The 16,213-nt window shown below is 56.4% G+C and carries 14 protein-coding genes and 2 tRNA genes; 14 read left to right on the plus strand and 2 right to left on the minus strand.

Translation table 11 applies throughout. From position 1 onward, the window contains the following. Positions 1–11: 11 nt before the first annotated feature. From M2406_RS20325 to yjfF, 6 genes are all read left to right on the plus strand, one after another. A tRNA-Asp gene (locus M2406_RS20325) sits at positions 12–88 on the plus strand. A 53-nt stretch (positions 89–141) separates the two neighbouring features. After that, a tRNA-Trp gene (locus tag M2406_RS20330) sits at positions 142–217 on the plus strand. Between the two features lie 319 nt (positions 218–536). Beyond that, positions 537–1,493 (plus strand): galactofuranose ABC transporter, galactofuranose-binding protein YtfQ, encoded by a 957-nt coding sequence (ytfQ, locus tag M2406_RS20335; RefSeq protein WP_012147442.1) that lies wholly within the window; start codon positions 537–539, stop codon positions 1,491–1,493. A gap of 23 nt (positions 1,494–1,516) precedes the next feature. Further along, entirely contained in the window at positions 1,517–3,031 is a 1,515-nt protein-coding gene (gene ytfR / locus M2406_RS20340; RefSeq protein ID WP_259191148.1) for a galactofuranose ABC transporter, ATP-binding protein YtfR, read from the plus strand. Between the two features lie 17 nt (positions 3,032–3,048). Next, the gene (gene ytfT / locus M2406_RS20345) at positions 3,049–4,050 is read left to right on the plus strand and encodes a galactofuranose ABC transporter, ATP-binding protein YtfT (protein WP_017894398.1); all 1,002 of its coding nucleotides are present in this window, start codon (positions 3,049–3,051) and stop codon (positions 4,048–4,050) included. Further along, positions 4,047–5,039 (plus strand): galactofuranose ABC transporter, permease protein YjfF, encoded by a 993-nt coding sequence (gene yjfF, locus M2406_RS20350; protein WP_012147439.1) that lies wholly within the window; start codon positions 4,047–4,049, stop codon positions 5,037–5,039. Before ytfT ends, yjfF begins: the two co-directional genes overlap by 4 nt. Positions 5,040–5,043: 4 nt before the next feature. On the opposite strand, the gene hdfR is transcribed toward yjfF, so the two are convergent. Next, a complete protein-coding gene (gene hdfR, locus M2406_RS20355) occupies positions 5,044–5,871 on the minus strand; it encodes an HTH-type transcriptional regulator HdfR (RefSeq protein WP_026142584.1) in 828 nt (275 codons plus the stop codon). A 119-nt stretch (positions 5,872–5,990) separates the two neighbouring features. On the opposite strand from hdfR, the gene M2406_RS20360 reads away from it, so the two are divergent. Beyond that, positions 5,991–6,329: a DUF413 domain-containing protein gene (locus M2406_RS20360; RefSeq protein WP_012147437.1), complete on the plus strand. Its 339-nt coding sequence runs from the start codon at positions 5,991–5,993 to the stop codon at positions 6,327–6,329. A gap of 27 nt (positions 6,330–6,356) precedes the next feature. Here the strand turns inward: M2406_RS20360 and M2406_RS20365 are convergent, their stop codons facing one another. After that, the gene (locus tag M2406_RS20365; protein ID WP_012147436.1) at positions 6,357–7,880 is read right to left on the minus strand and encodes a YifB family Mg chelatase-like AAA ATPase; all 1,524 of its coding nucleotides are present in this window, start codon (positions 7,878–7,880) and stop codon (positions 6,357–6,359) included. A 341-nt stretch (positions 7,881–8,221) separates the two neighbouring features. Here M2406_RS20365 and M2406_RS20370 point away from each other — a divergent pair, with 341 nt between their 5' ends. The 7 genes from M2406_RS20370 (at position 8,222) to ilvA (ending at position 16,184) form a co-directional block, all read left to right on the plus strand. Further along, complete coding sequence (locus tag M2406_RS20370; protein ID WP_017894397.1) at positions 8,222–9,454, plus strand: MFS transporter; 1,233 nt, start codon at positions 8,222–8,224, stop codon at positions 9,452–9,454. A gap of 133 nt (positions 9,455–9,587) precedes the next feature. After that, positions 9,588–9,686, plus strand: a complete 99-nt coding sequence (gene ilvL, locus M2406_RS20375; RefSeq protein ID WP_015962288.1) for an ilv operon leader peptide — start codon at positions 9,588–9,590, stop codon at positions 9,684–9,686. Between the two features lie 142 nt (positions 9,687–9,828). Then, positions 9,829–11,475: an acetolactate synthase 2 catalytic subunit gene (ilvG, locus tag M2406_RS20380; protein ID WP_259191152.1), complete on the plus strand. Its 1,647-nt coding sequence runs from the start codon at positions 9,829–9,831 to the stop codon at positions 11,473–11,475. Next, positions 11,472–11,729, plus strand: coding sequence for an acetolactate synthase 2 small subunit (gene ilvM / locus M2406_RS20385; RefSeq protein WP_012147433.1), 258 nt, complete (start codon positions 11,472–11,474; stop codon positions 11,727–11,729). Before ilvG ends, ilvM begins: the two co-directional genes overlap by 4 nt. Before the next feature lie 22 nt (positions 11,730–11,751). Next, the gene (locus M2406_RS20390) at positions 11,752–12,678 is read left to right on the plus strand and encodes a branched-chain amino acid transaminase (RefSeq protein ID WP_012147432.1); all 927 of its coding nucleotides are present in this window, start codon (positions 11,752–11,754) and stop codon (positions 12,676–12,678) included. 105 nt (positions 12,679–12,783) lie between these two features. Further along, the gene (gene ilvD, locus M2406_RS20395; protein WP_012147431.1) at positions 12,784–14,634 is read left to right on the plus strand and encodes a dihydroxy-acid dehydratase; all 1,851 of its coding nucleotides are present in this window, start codon (positions 12,784–12,786) and stop codon (positions 14,632–14,634) included. 5 nt (positions 14,635–14,639) lie between these two features. Then, positions 14,640–16,184, plus strand: a complete 1,545-nt coding sequence (gene ilvA, locus M2406_RS20400) for a threonine ammonia-lyase, biosynthetic (protein ID WP_012147430.1) — start codon at positions 14,640–14,642, stop codon at positions 16,182–16,184. Positions 16,185–16,213 lie beyond the last annotated feature (29 nt).

Here is a 16,213-nt window from a genome sequence, read left to right on the forward strand (position 1 = left end):
AAAGAACCGGTGGAGCGGTAGTTCAGTTGGTTAGAATACCTGCCTGTCACGCAGGGGGTCGCGGGTTCGAGCCCCGTCCGTTCCGCCACTTATTTAAATTATGCCTGCTAACCTTAGCAGGCATAATGTTAAGCATGATTTAGGGGCGTAGCTCAGTTGGTAGAGCACCGGTCTCCAAAACCGGGTGTCGCGAGTTCGAGTCTCTCCGCCCCTGCCATATTAGAAACCCTTTGCGAAAGCGAAGGGTTTTTTTTGCTTTCAACTTTCCCTAATCTTCGCTATTCCTCTGATAAATTGCCTAAAAACCCTGCCAGAACTGTTCCAAATTTATACATTTTTAGCTGGATCCATGTACAAAATGGTTGTTCTCCCGTGATGTGATGCCGCTCATTATTCCTGCCTGATTTTCGACTACACCTAATGGGTGTCCGAGTCTTTGGATACCCACTTCACCAGAAAAATATGCAGCATACACAACAACAGTTACCACTGCCTGAGGCCGCCTGATGCCTGGGCAGTGCGGGGAGAACACAAACATGATTAAACGTCTGCTGTTAGCGGCCGCCATCACTGGCGCATTGATAAGTACGGTACAGGCGGCACCGCTGGTTGTCGGTTTTTCTCAGATTGGTTCGGAATCGGGCTGGCGTTCTGCCGAAACCAAGGTGTCGAAACAGGAAGCGGAAAAACGCGGTATTACGTTAAAAATAGCCGATGCGCAGCAAAAACAGGAAAACCAGATCAAAGCGGTCAGATCCTTCATCGCCCAGGGTGTTGATGCCATTTTCATTGCACCGGTAGTCGCCACCGGGTGGACCCCGGTACTGCAAGAGGCCAAAGAGGCCAAGATCCCGGTATTCCTGCTCGACCGGATGATCGAAGTGAACGATCCCTCGCTCTATACCGCAGCCGTGGCGTCCGACAGCGTGCATGAAGGTAAAGTCGCAGGAGAGTGGCTGGTTAAAGAGGTCGCCGGCAAGCCCTGTAACGTGGTGGAACTGCAGGGGACCGTGGGCTCCAGCGTCGCCATTAACCGCAAGAAAGGCTTTGCCGACGGCATAGCCACCGCTGCCAACGTTAAAATCATCCGCTCGCAATCCGGCGACTTTACCCGCAGCAAGGGCAAAGAAGTGATGGAAAGCTTTATCAAGGCCGAGCAAAACGGCAAAAATATTTGTGCGGTGTATGCGCATAACGACGATATGGCGATTGGTGCTATTCAGGCAATCAAAGAGGCGGGTTTAAAACCGGGCTCACAGATCAAAATTGTCTCTATCGACGGTGTTCCTGACATATTCAAAGCGATGATGAATGGTGAAGCTAATGCCACGGTTGAACTGACGCCGAATATGGCTGGCCCGGCGTTCGATGCGTTGTTGGCGATGAAGAAAGATGGCACTCAGCCGCCGAAGTTTATCCAGACTGAATCGAAACTGCTGCAGCCAGACACCGCGAAACAGGAATTCGAACTGAAGAAAAGCATGGGTTATTAATCCACTTACCGGCGGGACAGAAGATGGACACATCTCAGACCACGTTATTGGCGATTAAGGGATTATCCGTTGAGTTTCCTGGCGTTAAAGCGTTGGAGCAGGTTGATATCACGTTGCAGCGCGGAGAGATCATGGCGTTGCTGGGTGAAAATGGCGCGGGCAAATCCACATTAATCAAAGCGTTAACCGGGGTCTATCAGCGTTCCGCCGGTGAGATACTGCTGGAGGGGCGCGCAATCGCCCCACAGAGCACCGCACAGGCGCAAGTGCTGGGGATTGGTACGGTTTATCAGGAGGTTAACCTGCTGCCGAATATCTCGGTGGCGGCCAATCTGTTCATTGGTCGAGAGCCAACGCGCTTCGGCCTGGTTGATCAAAAAAAGTTGCTGCGCCAGGCTCAACGGCTTTTATTGGGGTATGGATTACAGTTGGATGTCAGCCAGCCATTAGGAAATTACTCCATTGCGATCCAGCAGATTATCGCTATCGCGCGGGCGGTCGACCTGTCAGCGAAAGTCCTGATCCTGGATGAGCCAACTGCCAGTCTGGATGCTAAAGAAGTCAGCATGCTACTGGGTATTCTCAGCCAGCTCCGTACCCAGGGCATGGGGATGATATTTGTCACCCACTTCCTCGATCAGGTTTACCGTATTTGCGATCGCATCACCGTACTGCGCAACGGTAAGTTAGTGGGGACCAAGATTACCGCTGATTTACCGCGCCTGGAATTGGTACAGATGATGCTTGGCCATGCCTTTGACGAATCGCTGCTCAAACGCGGTGAGCACGGGCTAACTGAGGCGCCATCTCTGGTCGAGTTCAGTGGTTACGGGCGACGCGGCATGGTTGAACCCTTCGATCTGCAAATACGTCCGGGTGAGATAGTTGGCCTGGCCGGCCTACTGGGATCGGGGCGCACGGAAACGGCTCAGCTGATATTCGGCATCAAACCTCGTGATAGCGGTAGTGCCAAAGTCGAGGGCCGTAGGGTGAACATCCGTACGCCTCGTAAAGCGGCCAGTCTCGGTTTCGGCTATTGCCCTGAGGATCGTAAAACCGACGGGATTGTCGGCGCTGCAACGGTGCGGGAAAACATCATTCTGGCTCTGCAGGCGCAACGCGGTTGGTTAAAACCCTTATCGCTGCGGGAACAAACTCGGATTGCCGAGAGTTATATCCAACTGCTGGGCATCCGCACTCCGGGGCCGGAACAGCAGATCCAATATCTCTCCGGTGGCAATCAGCAGAAAGTGTTGCTGTCCCGCTGGTTGGCGACCAAACCGCGTTTTTTGATCCTGGATGAACCGACACGCGGAATAGACGTTGGCGCACATGCTGAAATCATTCGTTTAATTGAAAAACTCTGTGATGAAGGGCTGGCGCTGCTGGTGATTTCTTCCGAACTGGAAGAGCTGGCGGGCTATGCCGATCGTATCTTGGTGCTACGCGACAGAAAGCACGTGGCGCAGCTTGAACATGACGCCATTACGGTGCCTGCAATCATGCAGGCGATTGCCGCGCAACAGGGGGTTGAATGAACCTCAGGAGTTTTTCCATGTCCGGTGGGCCACGCAAGGTCAGATGGGTGTTCCCCGCTGGGGCAACGCAACTGGGGGCGCTGGCGGTGATTTTGCTGATCGACAGCCTGGTCGCCCCGAATTTCTTTTCCATCCACATTCAGGACGGCCGACTGTTTGGTAGCGTGATCGACATCGTTAACCGTGGCGCGCCGGTAGCGTTATTGGCATTGGGCATGACGTTAGTGATCGCCACCGGGGGTATCGACCTTTCCGTGGGGGCGGTGATGGCGATAGCCGGTGCCACGGCAGCAACCTTGACCAGTGCCGGTTATCCGCTGGGGTACGTGCTGGCCGCTGCTTTGGCGGCCGGAGCGCTGTGTGGCTTGTGGAACGGTTTTCTGGTGGCGGTACTGCAGATACAACCGATTGTTGCCACGCTGATGCTGATGGTGGCCGGTCGTGGCATTGCACAGCTGATCACCGAAGGACAAATCGTTACCTTTGAACGAGAAGGGTTGGCGTGGCTTGGTAGCGGCGCGCTGATGTATTTGCCGCTGCCGGCGATCATTGCCGCAGTGATGCTGCTGTTGATCTGGCTGCTGACGCGTAAAACGGCGCTGGGGCTGTTTATCGAGGCTGTGGGCATCAATCTGCGCTCGGCCCGCAATGCGGGGGTCAGTACGCGCTGGGTGGTGATGGCGGTATATGTGATCTGCGGGCTCTGTGCTGCGGTGGCCGGGATCATAGTCACGGCGGATATCCGGGGTGCAGACGCCAACAATGCCGGGCTGTGGCTGGAGTTGGATGCGATCCTGGCGGTGGTGATTGGCGGCGGTTCATTGCTGGGGGGGCGTTTTAACCTGCTGTTGTCGGTGGTGGGGGCATTAATTATTCAGGGGATGAATACCGGTATTCTGCTCTCCGGCTATCGGCCGGAGTTTAATCTGGTGCTGAAAGCGATCGTGGTGCTGGCGGTGCTGATGGTGCAATCACCCAGCATTTCGTTGCGTCAACTGCTTAGGAGAAAAAGGCCATGATCAAGCGTAATCTGCCACTGTTGATGACTGTCCTGGTGTTCCTCCTGGGCTATGGTTTTTGCCTTACTCAGTTCCCCAGCTTTGCCTCAACGCGGGTGTGGTGTGACTTGCTGACCGACAACGCCTTTCTTGGCATTGTCGCGGTAGGCATGACGTTTGTGATCCTTTCCGGCGGTATTGATCTGTCGGTCGGCTCGGTGATCGCCTTCACCGGGGTGCTATTGGCCAAATTGATCGGAACCTACGGTATTGCCCCGGGCTATGCGTTTGTTATTGCGCTGCTGATGGGGGCGTCGTTTGGCGCACTGATGGGCTGGATCATCGATGTGTTGAAGCTACCGGCGTTTATCATCACGCTGGCCGGAATGTTCTTCGTGCGGGGCATGAGTTTTATCGTCTCGGAAGAGTCGATTCCCATTGATCACCCGCTGTATGCCACGCTGGCGAACTACGCCTGGAAACTGCCGGGCGGCGGCCGTTTCACGCTGTTGGCGTTGGTGATGCTAATGGTGGTGGCGGTCGGCATAGTGTTGGCGCACCGCACCCGATTTGGCCACAACGTCTACGCCATCGGCGGTAATCGGGTGTCTGCGGCGCTGATGGGCGTACCGGTGCAACGGACCACGGTGCTGATTTATATGCTCTCAGGCACGCTGGCTGCGTTGTCCGGGATTATTTTCTCGTTATATACCTCAGCGGGCTACGCGCTGGCGGCCAGCGGGGTCGAGCTGGATGCCATTGCTGCGGTAGTGATTGGTGGCACCTTGTTGACCGGTGGGGTCGGCACCGTATTAGGCACGCTGTTCGGCGTGCTGATCCAGGGGCTGATACAGAGTTACATCACTTTCGACGGCACGCTCAGCTCCTGGTGGACCAAAATTGTCATCGGCATTCTGTTGTTCGGCTTTATCGGCCTTCAGAAGGCGATGAGCGCGTTTTGGCTCGGTAGACGAACCAAACCCCGGCATCCTCGCTTAACGCCGTTATAACGCCTCATGCCGTAGTATTTAAAGGTATTTTCAGCAGTTGCCGGATCAGCGGCTGCTGATCGCTATTTTGCAGCCAAACGGCATACAGCGGGCGGATTATCGGCGGGATGTCGGCAATGGCGGCCAACTGCGGGTAGTCCTTCTCCCATTGACTGGGCAGGAAGGCGCAGCCGCCGGTGGTTTCCAGCAGTTGTCGGGTCAGGTGTGCGGAGGTTGTGGTGAGTACCGGCAAATTATCCCCCTCCAGCATACGGCTCTCCTGCTGATGAAAATCCGCCCCCCATTCCAGCTTGATATACGGCATCGGCGCATGTTTATCACGCAGGGTGGAGGAGAACAGCCGCAGCGAGAAATTGCCCAACAGCTGGCTGGCCAGTTCATCCATTTTTGGCGGCTCGGTGGTGATGAGCAAATCGAGCTGTCTTTCATGCAGCTGTTTTACCAAAGAGTGCCGTAACGCCACCCTGGCTTCCAGCTGTAATGCCTCGCGTTGTTGGTACAACGATTGCAGCCACGGGGTCAGATAAGCTTCCCACAATGACGCGGTGGCACCGATGGACAATTCAGTATGCTGCAGCGAACGTACCACCTCTTTTTTCGCCAATTGCCAGGTGGTCATCAGGCTCTCAGCATAGGGCAGAAGCCGCTCCCCTGCTGGCGTCAGACGGATATTGTTACGATGTCGGGTGAATAAATTCGCGCCCAATTGGGTTTCTAACTGGCGGATACGAAAACTAACGGCAGACTGCGTTAAGTACAAGGATTCTGCGGCTCGGCCAAAGTGACGCGTTCTACTGACCTCCAAAAAGGTTTTCAGTAATTCGGTATCCACACCCATCTCCAGAAATTTTTATCGTTAAGATTTAAATGTTTTGTTTTACACAATGTCAAGCCTATCTAATACTCCGCGCCATAAACAGCACGGCCATGAGAGAATTAGGAGCGTGTCAGATGGCGGATAGCTTCACCACGACCAGTCGTTTTTTTGATAATAAACATTATCCTCGCGGGTTCTCCCGTCACGGCGATTTCACCATTAAAGAAGCGCAATTGCTAGAGCGTTTCGGGTATGCGTTCAATGAGCTGGACGCGGGCAAACGTCAGCCGGTCACTGAAGAAGAACAGTTGTTCGTCGCAGTGTGCCACGGTGAGCGTGAGCCGGTTACCGAGCAGGAAAAAGTATGGGCTAAATATTTGGTGCGCACACGCCGCCCGAAAAAATTCCATACCCTGTCCGGCGGCAAGCCGCAGGCTGATGCGGTGGAAGATTACACCGACAGCGACGATTGATAACGATGGGGCCTTTGGGCCCCATTTTTACTCCAGGCTGCGGTGCAGCTGCAGTAACAGGCGATCCATACTGCGATAACCCAGCGCTTCGCTCAAATGGCGCTTATCAATATCCCGATCTCCTGCTAAATCCGCCAGGGTGCGAGCCACTTTTAAAATCCGCTGCCAGGCGCGAACCGATAATCCCAATCGATTTAACGTCGTCTCAAGAAAATCTGCGTCCGCTTCGCTCAATGCGCAATCACGCTCTACCTCGTGATTATTCAGCAGGGCGTTGATCTTCCCTGAACGGTTGAGCTGCCTTTCGCGTGCCAGCAGCACCCGCTTTCGTACCTGAGTACTACTTTCACCGGCGATGCGTCGTTTGCTCAGCACGCCCGGTGGCAGCAGTGGCACTTCAATCGATAAATCGAAGCGATCGAGAAACGGCCCTGAAAGCCGCCCGAGATAGCGCAGGATCTGTTGTGGGGACGCACGGTTATGCATGCCCTGATAATGCCCGGTGGGGCTGGGGTTCATGGCGGCAATTAGCTGCACTCTGGCCGGAAAGCAGACCTTGGCCGTAGCGCGAGAAATGACTATTTCGCCGGATTCAAGGGGTTCACGCAGGGCATCCAGCACTCGTCTTTCAAATTCGGGCAACTCATCAAGAAACAGCACGCCGTTGTGCGCCATGGATATCTCACCCGGCCGCGGCAGTGAGCCACCGCCGACCAGCGCGGCCATCGAGGCACTGTGATGCGGTGCGCGAAACGGCCGCTGTCGCCATGGCAGCGCTTGTGCAGGGTGATGCAGCAGACTGGCTACCGCGATGCTTTCCAGTGCCTCTCGTTCGGTCAGCGGGGGCAGCAGGCCATTCAAACGGCTGGCCAGCATGGTTTTCCCGGTTCCCGGTGGGCCGACCAGCAGCAGGTTGTGACCCCCGGCTGCGGCGATCTCCAACGCCCGTTTAGCCTGTTCCTGGCCCAGGATATCTTGCAGGTCGGCCGGTTCTTGCGCGCTCTCCATTGCCGGCGGCGCGCTGGCTATCGGTAAGTCCCCTTTACCCAGCAGAAAGGCGCACACCTCCAGCAGGTGTTCTGCCACCAGGGTTTCGCTCTGGGTAATCAACCCCACCTCTCGGCCATTGGTGGCAGCCAGAATCAACTGCCTGCCCGCATCCATTGCGGCCAGCGCGGCGGGTATCGCGCCACTGACTCCCCGTAGTGCGCCGGATAGCGCCAACTCCCCAAGGAACTCATAACGAGCCAGCTTATCGGCCGGTAACTGTTCGGAGGCGGCGAGGATCGCCAAAGCGATCGGCAGGTCATAACGCCCACCTTCCTTGGGTAAATCGGCCGGTGCCAGATTGACGGTGATACGCCGCGCGGGAAAGGTGAAGCCATTGTTGATCAACGCACTGCGTACCCGATCGCGGGCTTCTTTCACCGTAGTTTCCGGCAGGCCGACCATGGTCAGACCGGGTAGCCCGTTGCTGATATGCACTTCCACCGTAACCGAAGGGGCCTGAACGCCCAGCGTGGCTCGGGTATAGATAACCGCCAGTGACATATTGCTCTCCTTGCTGTAGGCAACATGATGCGGCAAAGGCCCTGGCAGGGCGCGGTAACCTTGGAATGTTTGCGTGGAAAGCCGCAATTAAAACAATGAATTTCATAGGGATAACGGATTTTTGTGCAGCACTGCGCAAGTTGCGGCAATACCCCTTAACAAATACGTGAATGCTGCAACAAATTAGCAAGCTAACCAAGTTGCAGTGAGAGGGGGAATGGGTGTATTTAACAATTGATTAAAATAAAAATCACTTCGTTAACAAACTCCGACCGCCGTCGCCTTCCGCTGCGGCAGCCGCTAAACCTCATGACCTCGTATTCCAGAGTAGGGATAACACTATGTTTGGTTGGACCCCGCTGCAACGCAATGCAGCCATCGCCAGCTTTTCAAGCTGGACGCTTGATGCTTTCGATTTTTTCGTGCTGGTCTTTCTGCTCAGCGATATCGCGCAATCTTTCCATGTCGGCATGGAGGAGGTGACGCTGGCTATCTTGCTGACGCTGGCGGTGCGACCGATTGGTGCACTGATCTTCGGCCGGGCGGCGGAAAAGTATGGCCGCAAACCGATTTTGATGCTGAATATCGTGTTCTTCTCGATTTTTGAACTGTTGTCCGCAGCGGCACCGTCGTTGACGGTATTCCTGTTACTGCGGGTGCTGTACGGCGTGGCGATGGGCGGGATCTGGGGCGTCGCGTCGTCGCTGGCGCTGGAGACCATTCCGGATCGTTCGCGTGGCCTGATGTCGGGGATTTTCCAGGCCGGTTACCCGTTCGGTTATCTATTGGCGGCGGTGGTGTATGGCCTGCTGTTTGAGGTGATTGGCTGGCGCGGCATGTTTGTGATCGGGGCGGCACCAATTTTACTGCTGCCGTTTATTTACTACTGCGTGCAGGAGTCGCCGGTGTGGTTGGCGGCGCGTGAACGCAAGGAAAGCAGCGCCTTGCTGCCGGTGCTTAAGAGCCACTGGAAGCTGTGCGGCTATCTGGTGTTACTGATGGCGGCATTCAATTTCTTCTCGCACGGCACCCAGGATATGTATCCGGTGTTTTTGAAAGTTCAGCACGGTTTCGATCCTAAAACCGTCAGTATCATCGCTATTAGCTACAATATCGCGTCAATTATCGGCGGTGTTTTCTTCGGTGCGCTATCGGAAAAAATTGGTCGCCGTAAGGCAATTATCATCGCCGCGTTATTGGCCTTGCCGGTGATCCCGCTGTGGGCATTTTCCAGCGGCTCGTTGATGCTGGGGATTGGCGCCTTCCTGATGCAGTTCATGGTGCAGGGCGCCTGGGGCGTGATACCGACTTATCTCACCGAATTGGTACCGGCCAATACCCGTGCGGTGCTGCCAGGGTTTGTTTACCAGTTGGGTAACCTGATTGCTTCGGTCAACGCCACGCTGCAGGCGACCATCGCCGAACATCACGGCCATAATTATGGCCTGGCGATGGCGATTATTGCCGGCACGGTGGCGATTGTCATTGCGCTACTGGTGTTCTTTGGCAAGGACACGCGCGGCAAGGCAATCTCGGGTGAAGTTAACTCTTCGGGCGTGCAGGCTAACGTTTGAAATCCGGGCATTTTGCACGAGGTATGACCAGATTGCGCCGAATAATAACGCAAAAAAAGTGTTGTCATGCCGCGCGGGACTATGGTACCTCTGTAGGCATTAGTTCGAAACGAGCACAGTGAACAAACCTATTATGAAAGCCTTTGCCCAAGTGATTAGCCTAGTCGTGATTAGCGTGGTGGTGATTATTATCCCACCGTGCGGGGCTGCACTTGGACGAAGAATGGCTTAGAAAACAAGCCGGAATCGCAAGAGAACCCCCGCACCGAAAGGTCCGGGGGTTTTTTATTGGCAAGAGAAAAGTGAAACGAGGATAACAATATGAATAACAGAACAAAATCCTGCAGTTGTCGAAGTAAGGCGGGGAAATAACTATGAACGGGGCTCAGTGGGTAGTACAAGCATTGCGTGCACAGGGAGTTGATACGGTTTTCGGCTACCCGGGTGGCGCAATCATGCCGGTCTACGATGCATTGTATGACGGTGGGGTGGAACACCTGCTGTGCCGCCACGAGCAAGGCGCCGCGATGGCTGCCATTGGCTATGCCCGTTCAACCGGCAAGGTGGGCGTTTGTATCGCCACTTCCGGCCCCGGCGCCACCAACCTGATCACCGGCCTGGCCGATGCGCTGCTGGATTCTGTTCCGCTGGTAGCGATCACCGGTCAGGTAGGCTCCGCACTGATTGGCACCGATGCCTTTCAGGAGATCGATGTCCTCGGCCTGTCTCTGGCCTGCACCAAACACAGCTTCCTGGTGGAATCACTGGATGCGCTGCCGGGCATCATGGCGGAAGCCTTCGCCATCGCCAGCAGCGGTCGTCCTGGCCCGGTGCTGATCGATATCCCGAAAGACATCCAACTGGCACACGGCGAATTACACCCGCACCTGATGCCGGTAGAGGAAGAACTGCACTACCCGGTTGCGGAAATGGCGCAGGCCGCCGAATTGCTGGCGCAGGCGCACAAGCCGATGCTGTACGTCGGCGGCGGTGTGGGCATGGCGCAGGCGGTACCGGCGCTGCGAGAGTTCATCGCGGTGACCCAAATGCCCAACGTTGCCACGCTGAAAGGGCTGGGCGCACCGGACGCTGAGAAGCCGTACTACCTCGGTATGCTGGGAATGCACGGCACCAAGGCCGCCAACCTGGCGGTGCAGGAGTGCGATTTGTTGATTGCCGTTGGCGCGCGTTTTGACGATCGCGTAACCGGTAAACTGAATGCTTTCGCCCCGCACGCCAAGGTGATCCACATGGATATCGACCCGGCGGAAATGAGCAAGTTGCGCCAGGCGCACGTGGCGTTGCAGGGTGATTTGAAAGCCTTGTTACCGGCGTTGCAGCAGCCGTTGAAGATCGCCGCCTGGCAGCAGCGAGTGGTTGAACTGAAAGAAACCCATACCTGGCGTTACGATCATCCGGGCCAGCCGATCTACGCGCCGCTGTTGTTGAAGCAGCTGTCCGAGCGCAAGCCGGCCAACAGCGTGATCACCACCGACGTGGGCCAGCACCAGATGTGGACCGCGCAGCACATGACCTTTGAACGCCCGGAGAATTTCATCACCTCCAGCGGTTTGGGCACCATGGGTTTTGGCGTACCGGCCGCGGTTGGCGCCCAGATGGCCCGCCCGGAGGATACGGTGGTTTGCGTATCGGGCGACGGTTCTTTCATGATGAATGTGCAGGAGCTGGGCACCATCAAACGCAAACAGTTACCGCTGAAAATCGTTTTGCTGGATAACCAGCGTTTGGGAATGGTTCGTCAGTGGCAGCAACTGTTTTTTGACGGGCGTTACAGCGAAACCAATCTCTCCGATAACCCCGATTTCCTGATGTTGGCCAATGCCTTTGGCATCCCCGGCCAGCGTATTACCCGCAAAGACCAGGTAGCAGACGCGCTCGACGCCTTATTCAACAGCGAAGGGCCTTACATGCTGCACGTGTCGATCGATGAACTTGAAAACGTCTGGCCGCTGGTGCCGCCGGGTGCCGGTAACGAAACCATGTTGGAGAAAATATCATGATGCAGCATCAACTCTCGATCCAGGCCCGTTTTCGCCCTGAAATGTTAGAGCGCGTATTGCGTGTCGTGCGTCATCGTGGCTTTCAGGTTTGTGCTATGAATATGGCAACGGCGGCAAATACTGACAAGATTAATATTGAATTGACCGTTGCCAGCCAGCGCCCGGTGGATCTACTGTCATCTCAGTTGAGCAAACTGATGGATGTCTCCTGCGTTGAGATCCAGCAACAAACATCACAACAAATACGCGCCTGACGCGCGAGAAGGATAAATAACAATGACGAAGAAAGCCGATTACATTTGGTTCAATGGTGAGATGGTTCCTTGGGCTGACGCCAAAGTGCACGTGATGTCGCATGCGTTGCATTACGGCACTTCGGTGTTTGAAGGGGTCCGTTGCTACGACTCCCATAAAGGCCCGGTGGTGTTCCGTCACCGTGAACATATGCAGCGCCTGCATGACTCGGCGAAAATCTACCGTATGCCGGTATCGCAAAGCGTTGATGAACTGATGGAAGCCTGCCGCGCCACGCTGCGTAAAAACAATCTGGGCAGCGCTTATATTCGCCCGTTGGTGTTTGTCGGTGACGTCGGCATGGGGGTTAACCCTCCGGAAGGTTACAAAACAGACGTGATTATCGCGGCGTTTCCTTGGGGCGCGTACCTGGGTGAAGAGGCGCTGGATCAAGGTATCGATGCGATGGTTTCGTCCTGGCACCGCGTGGCGCCAAACACCATCCCAACCGCGGCCAAGGCCGGCGGTAACTATCTTTCCTCCCTGCTGGTGGGCAGTGAAGCGCGCCGCCACGGTTATCAGGAAGGGATCGCGCTGGATGTGCACGGCTACATTTCCGAAGGCGCAGGTGAAAACCTGTTTGAAGTGAAAGACGGCGTGCTGTTCACCCCGCCGTTTACCTCTTCCGCGCTGCCGGGTATCACCCGCGATGCCATCATCAAGCTGGCGAAAGACATGGGCTTCGAAGTGCGTGAGCAAGTGCTGTCGCGCGAGTCGCTGTATCTGGCCGATGAAGTGTTCATGTCCGGTACCGCCGCAGAAATTACCCCGGTTCGCAGCGTTGACGGCATCAAGGTCGGCATTGGTAAATGCGGCCCGGTGACCAAACAGATCCAACAGGCGTTCTTTGGCCTGTTTACCGGCAAGACCGAAGACAAATATGGTTGGCTGGATCCGGTAAATCCATAAAATCCTTACCCGCAACCTGAAAGGCAACGGGTAAATCGACAGACAGATAAGAATATCCAGGCGGTTCGTTCGTCGCCTGTAATAAATACATTTGGAGTGAAGAGCATGCCTAAGTACCGTTCCGCCACCACCACCCACGGCCGCAACATGGCGGGTGCCCGCGCATTATGGCGCGCGACCGGAATGACCGACGACGATTTTGGCAAACCCATTATTGCGGTGGTCAACTCATTTACCCAGTTCGTTCCGGGCCATGTGCACCTGCGTGATTTGGGCAAACTGGTTGCAGAACAGATCGAGGCCTCAGGCGGCGTCGCCAAAGAGTTCAACACCATTGCGGTGGATGACGGTATCGCCATGGGCCACGGCGGCATGCTCTATTCCCTGCCGTCGCGCGAATTGATCGCCGACTCGGTTGAATACATGGTGAATGCCCACTGCGCGGATGCGATGGTGTGTATCTCCAACTGCGACAAGATCACCCCAGGGATGCTGATGGCGTCACTGCGCCTGAATATTCCGGTGATTTTCGTTTCCGGCGGCCCGATGGAAGCTGGCAAAACCAAGCTTTCCGACAAGATCATCAAGCTGGATCTGATCGACGCCATGATCCAGGGCGCCAACCCGAACGTCAGCGATGCCGACAGCGCGCAGATCGAACGTTCCGCCTGTCCAACCTGCGGCTCCTGTTCCGGTATGTTCACCGCCAACTCGATGAACTGCCTGACCGAAGCCCTGGGCCTGTCCCAACCGGGCAACGGCTCGCTGCTGGCGACCCACGCTGACCGTAAGGATCTGTTCCTCAACGCTGGTAAACGCATCGTTGCGCTGACCAAGCGCTACTACGAGCAGGACGACGAAAGCGCACTGCCACGCAGCATCGCCAACAAGGCCGCATTCGAAAACGCCATGACGCTGGACATCGCCATGGGCGGTTCGACCAACACCGTGTTGCACCTGTTGGCGGCGGCTCAGGAAGGTGAAATTGATTTCACCATGGAAGATATCGATCGTCTGTCGCGCAAGGTACCGCACCTGTGCAAAGTGGCGCCAAGCACTCAGAAATACCATATGGAAGACGTACACCGTGCCGGTGGCGTACTGGCGATTCTGGGTGAGCTGGATCGTGCGGGTCTGATGAATCGCGACGTCGATAACATCCTGGGCCTGAAGCTGACGGAAACGCTGAACCAGTACGACATCATGCTGACTCAGGACGAAGCGGTGAAGAAAATGTTCCGCGCCGGTCCAGCGGGTATCCGTACCACCCAGGCGTTCTCGCAGGATTGCCGCTGGGACACGCTGGACGATGACCGCGCAGAAGGCTGTATCCGTTCGCTGGAAAATGCCTTCAGCCTGGAAGGTGGCCTGGCCGTGTTGTACGGCAACATGGCACTGGACGGCAGCATTGTGAAAACCGCCGGTGTCGATAAAGACAACCTGACCTTCCGTGGCCCGGCCAAAGTGTATGAAAGCCAGGACACCGCGGTAGAAGCGATCCTCGGCGGCAAAGTGGTTGCCGGCGACGTCGTGGTGATCCGCTATGAAGGGCCGAAGGGCGGGCCGGGCATGCAGGAAATGCTCTATCCAACCACTTACCTGAAATCCATGGGCCTGGGTAAGGCCTGTGCGCTGATCACCGACGGTCGTTTCTCTGGCGGGACTTCGGGTCTGTCTATCGGCCACGTATCTCCGGAAGCGGGCAGCGGCGGTCTGATTGCGCTGATCGAAGACGGCGACATGATCGACATCGATATTCCAAAACGCAGCATGGTGCTGGATGTCAGCGACAGCGAACTAGCGGCACGCCGCGAAGTTGAACTGGCACGTGGCGATCGGGCCTGGACACCGAAAAACCGTGAGCGCCAGGTTTCCTTCGCTCTGCGCGCCTACGCCACACTGGCGACCAGCGCGGACAAAGGCGCTGTACGCGACAAGAGCAAGCTGGGAGGCTAAGCATCATGGCGGTATCGCAACCCCTACCCGACGCCCCCTGTGGCGCGGAGTATTTGCGAGCGGTGCTTCGCTCGCCGGTTTACGAGGTGGCTCAGGTCACCCCGTTACAGACCATGAGCAAAATCTCTTCGCGGCTCGGCAATACTATTTTGGTGAAGCGCGAAGATCGTCAGCCAGTACACAGCTTCAAGCTGCGTGGGGCCTACGCGATGATCGCCAGCCTGAACGAAGAGCAAAAGGCGCGCGGCGTGGTGACGGCTTCGGCCGGCAACCATGCGCAGGGCGTGGCCTATTCAGGCAAACGGCTGGGGATCAAAACGCTGATCGTGATGCCGGTGACCACCGCAGACATCAAAGTGGATGCGGTACGCGGCTTTGGTGGCGAGGTGCTGTTGCACGGCGCCAACTTTGATGAAGCCAAGGCCAGAGCGATAGAGCTTTCACTCAAGCAGGGCATGACCTTCGTGCCGCCGTTCGACCACCCGACGGTGATCGCTGGGCAGGGCACGCTGGCGATGGAACTGCTGCAGCAGGACGCTCATCTCGACCGGGTGTTTGTACCGGTTGGCGGTGGCGGTCTGGCGGCGGGCGTGGCGGTATTGATCAAGCAACTGATGCCACAGATAAAAGTGATCGGCGTGGAGGCGGAAGACTCCGCCTGCCTGCGCGCGGCGCTGGATGCCGGACATCCGGTGGATCTGGCGCGTGTTGGGCTGTTTGCCGAAGGCGTGGCGGTAAAGCGCATCGGTGACGAAACCTTCCGCCTGTGTCGGGAATACCTGGACGACGTGATCACCGTCGACAGCGACGCTATCTGCGCCGCGGTCAAAGATCTGTTTGAAGACGTGCGTGCCATTGCCGAGCCGTCCGGTGCGCTGGCGCTGGCCGGACTGAAAAAGTACGTACAGCAGCACAACATCCAGGGTGAACGCCTGGCGCACGTGTTGTCCGGCGCCAACCTGAACTTCCACGGTTTGCGCTATGTGTCGGAACGCTGCGAACTGGGCGAACAACGTGAAGCCCTGTTGGCGGTCACCATTCCTGAGCAGAAAGGCAGTTTCCTGAAGTTTTGCCAACTGCTGGGCGGGCGCTCGGTCACCGAGTTCAACTACCGTTACGCCGATGCCGATAACGCCTGTATTTTCGTCGGTGTCCGCCTGACGCGCGGCCATGCCGAACGCCTGGAAATCATCGATGAACTGCAGGCCGATGGTTATCAGGTGGTGGATCTATCCGACGATGAAATGGCCAAGCTGCACGTGCGTTATATGGTGGGGGGGCGTCCTTCGAAGCCGTTGCGCGAGCGTCTGTACAGCTTCGAATTCCCGGAGTCGCCGGGCGCACTGCTGAAGTTCTTGCAGACGTTGGGCACCCATTGGAATATTTCACTGTTCCATTACCGCAGCCACGGCACCGATTTTGGCCGCGTGCTGGCCGGTTTTGAACTGTCGCAGACCGAACCCGAGTTTGAGCAGCACCTGCAGGCGCTGGGCTATGACTGCCACGATGAAACCGACAACCCGGCGTTCCGCTTCTTTTTGCAGGGTTGATAAGAAATACATAAGTAATCGTGACCTAT

This window comes from Serratia sp. BIGb0163, from assembly GCF_024809935.1.
Taxonomy (GTDB): domain Bacteria; phylum Pseudomonadota; class Gammaproteobacteria; order Enterobacterales; family Enterobacteriaceae; genus Serratia; species Serratia quinivorans.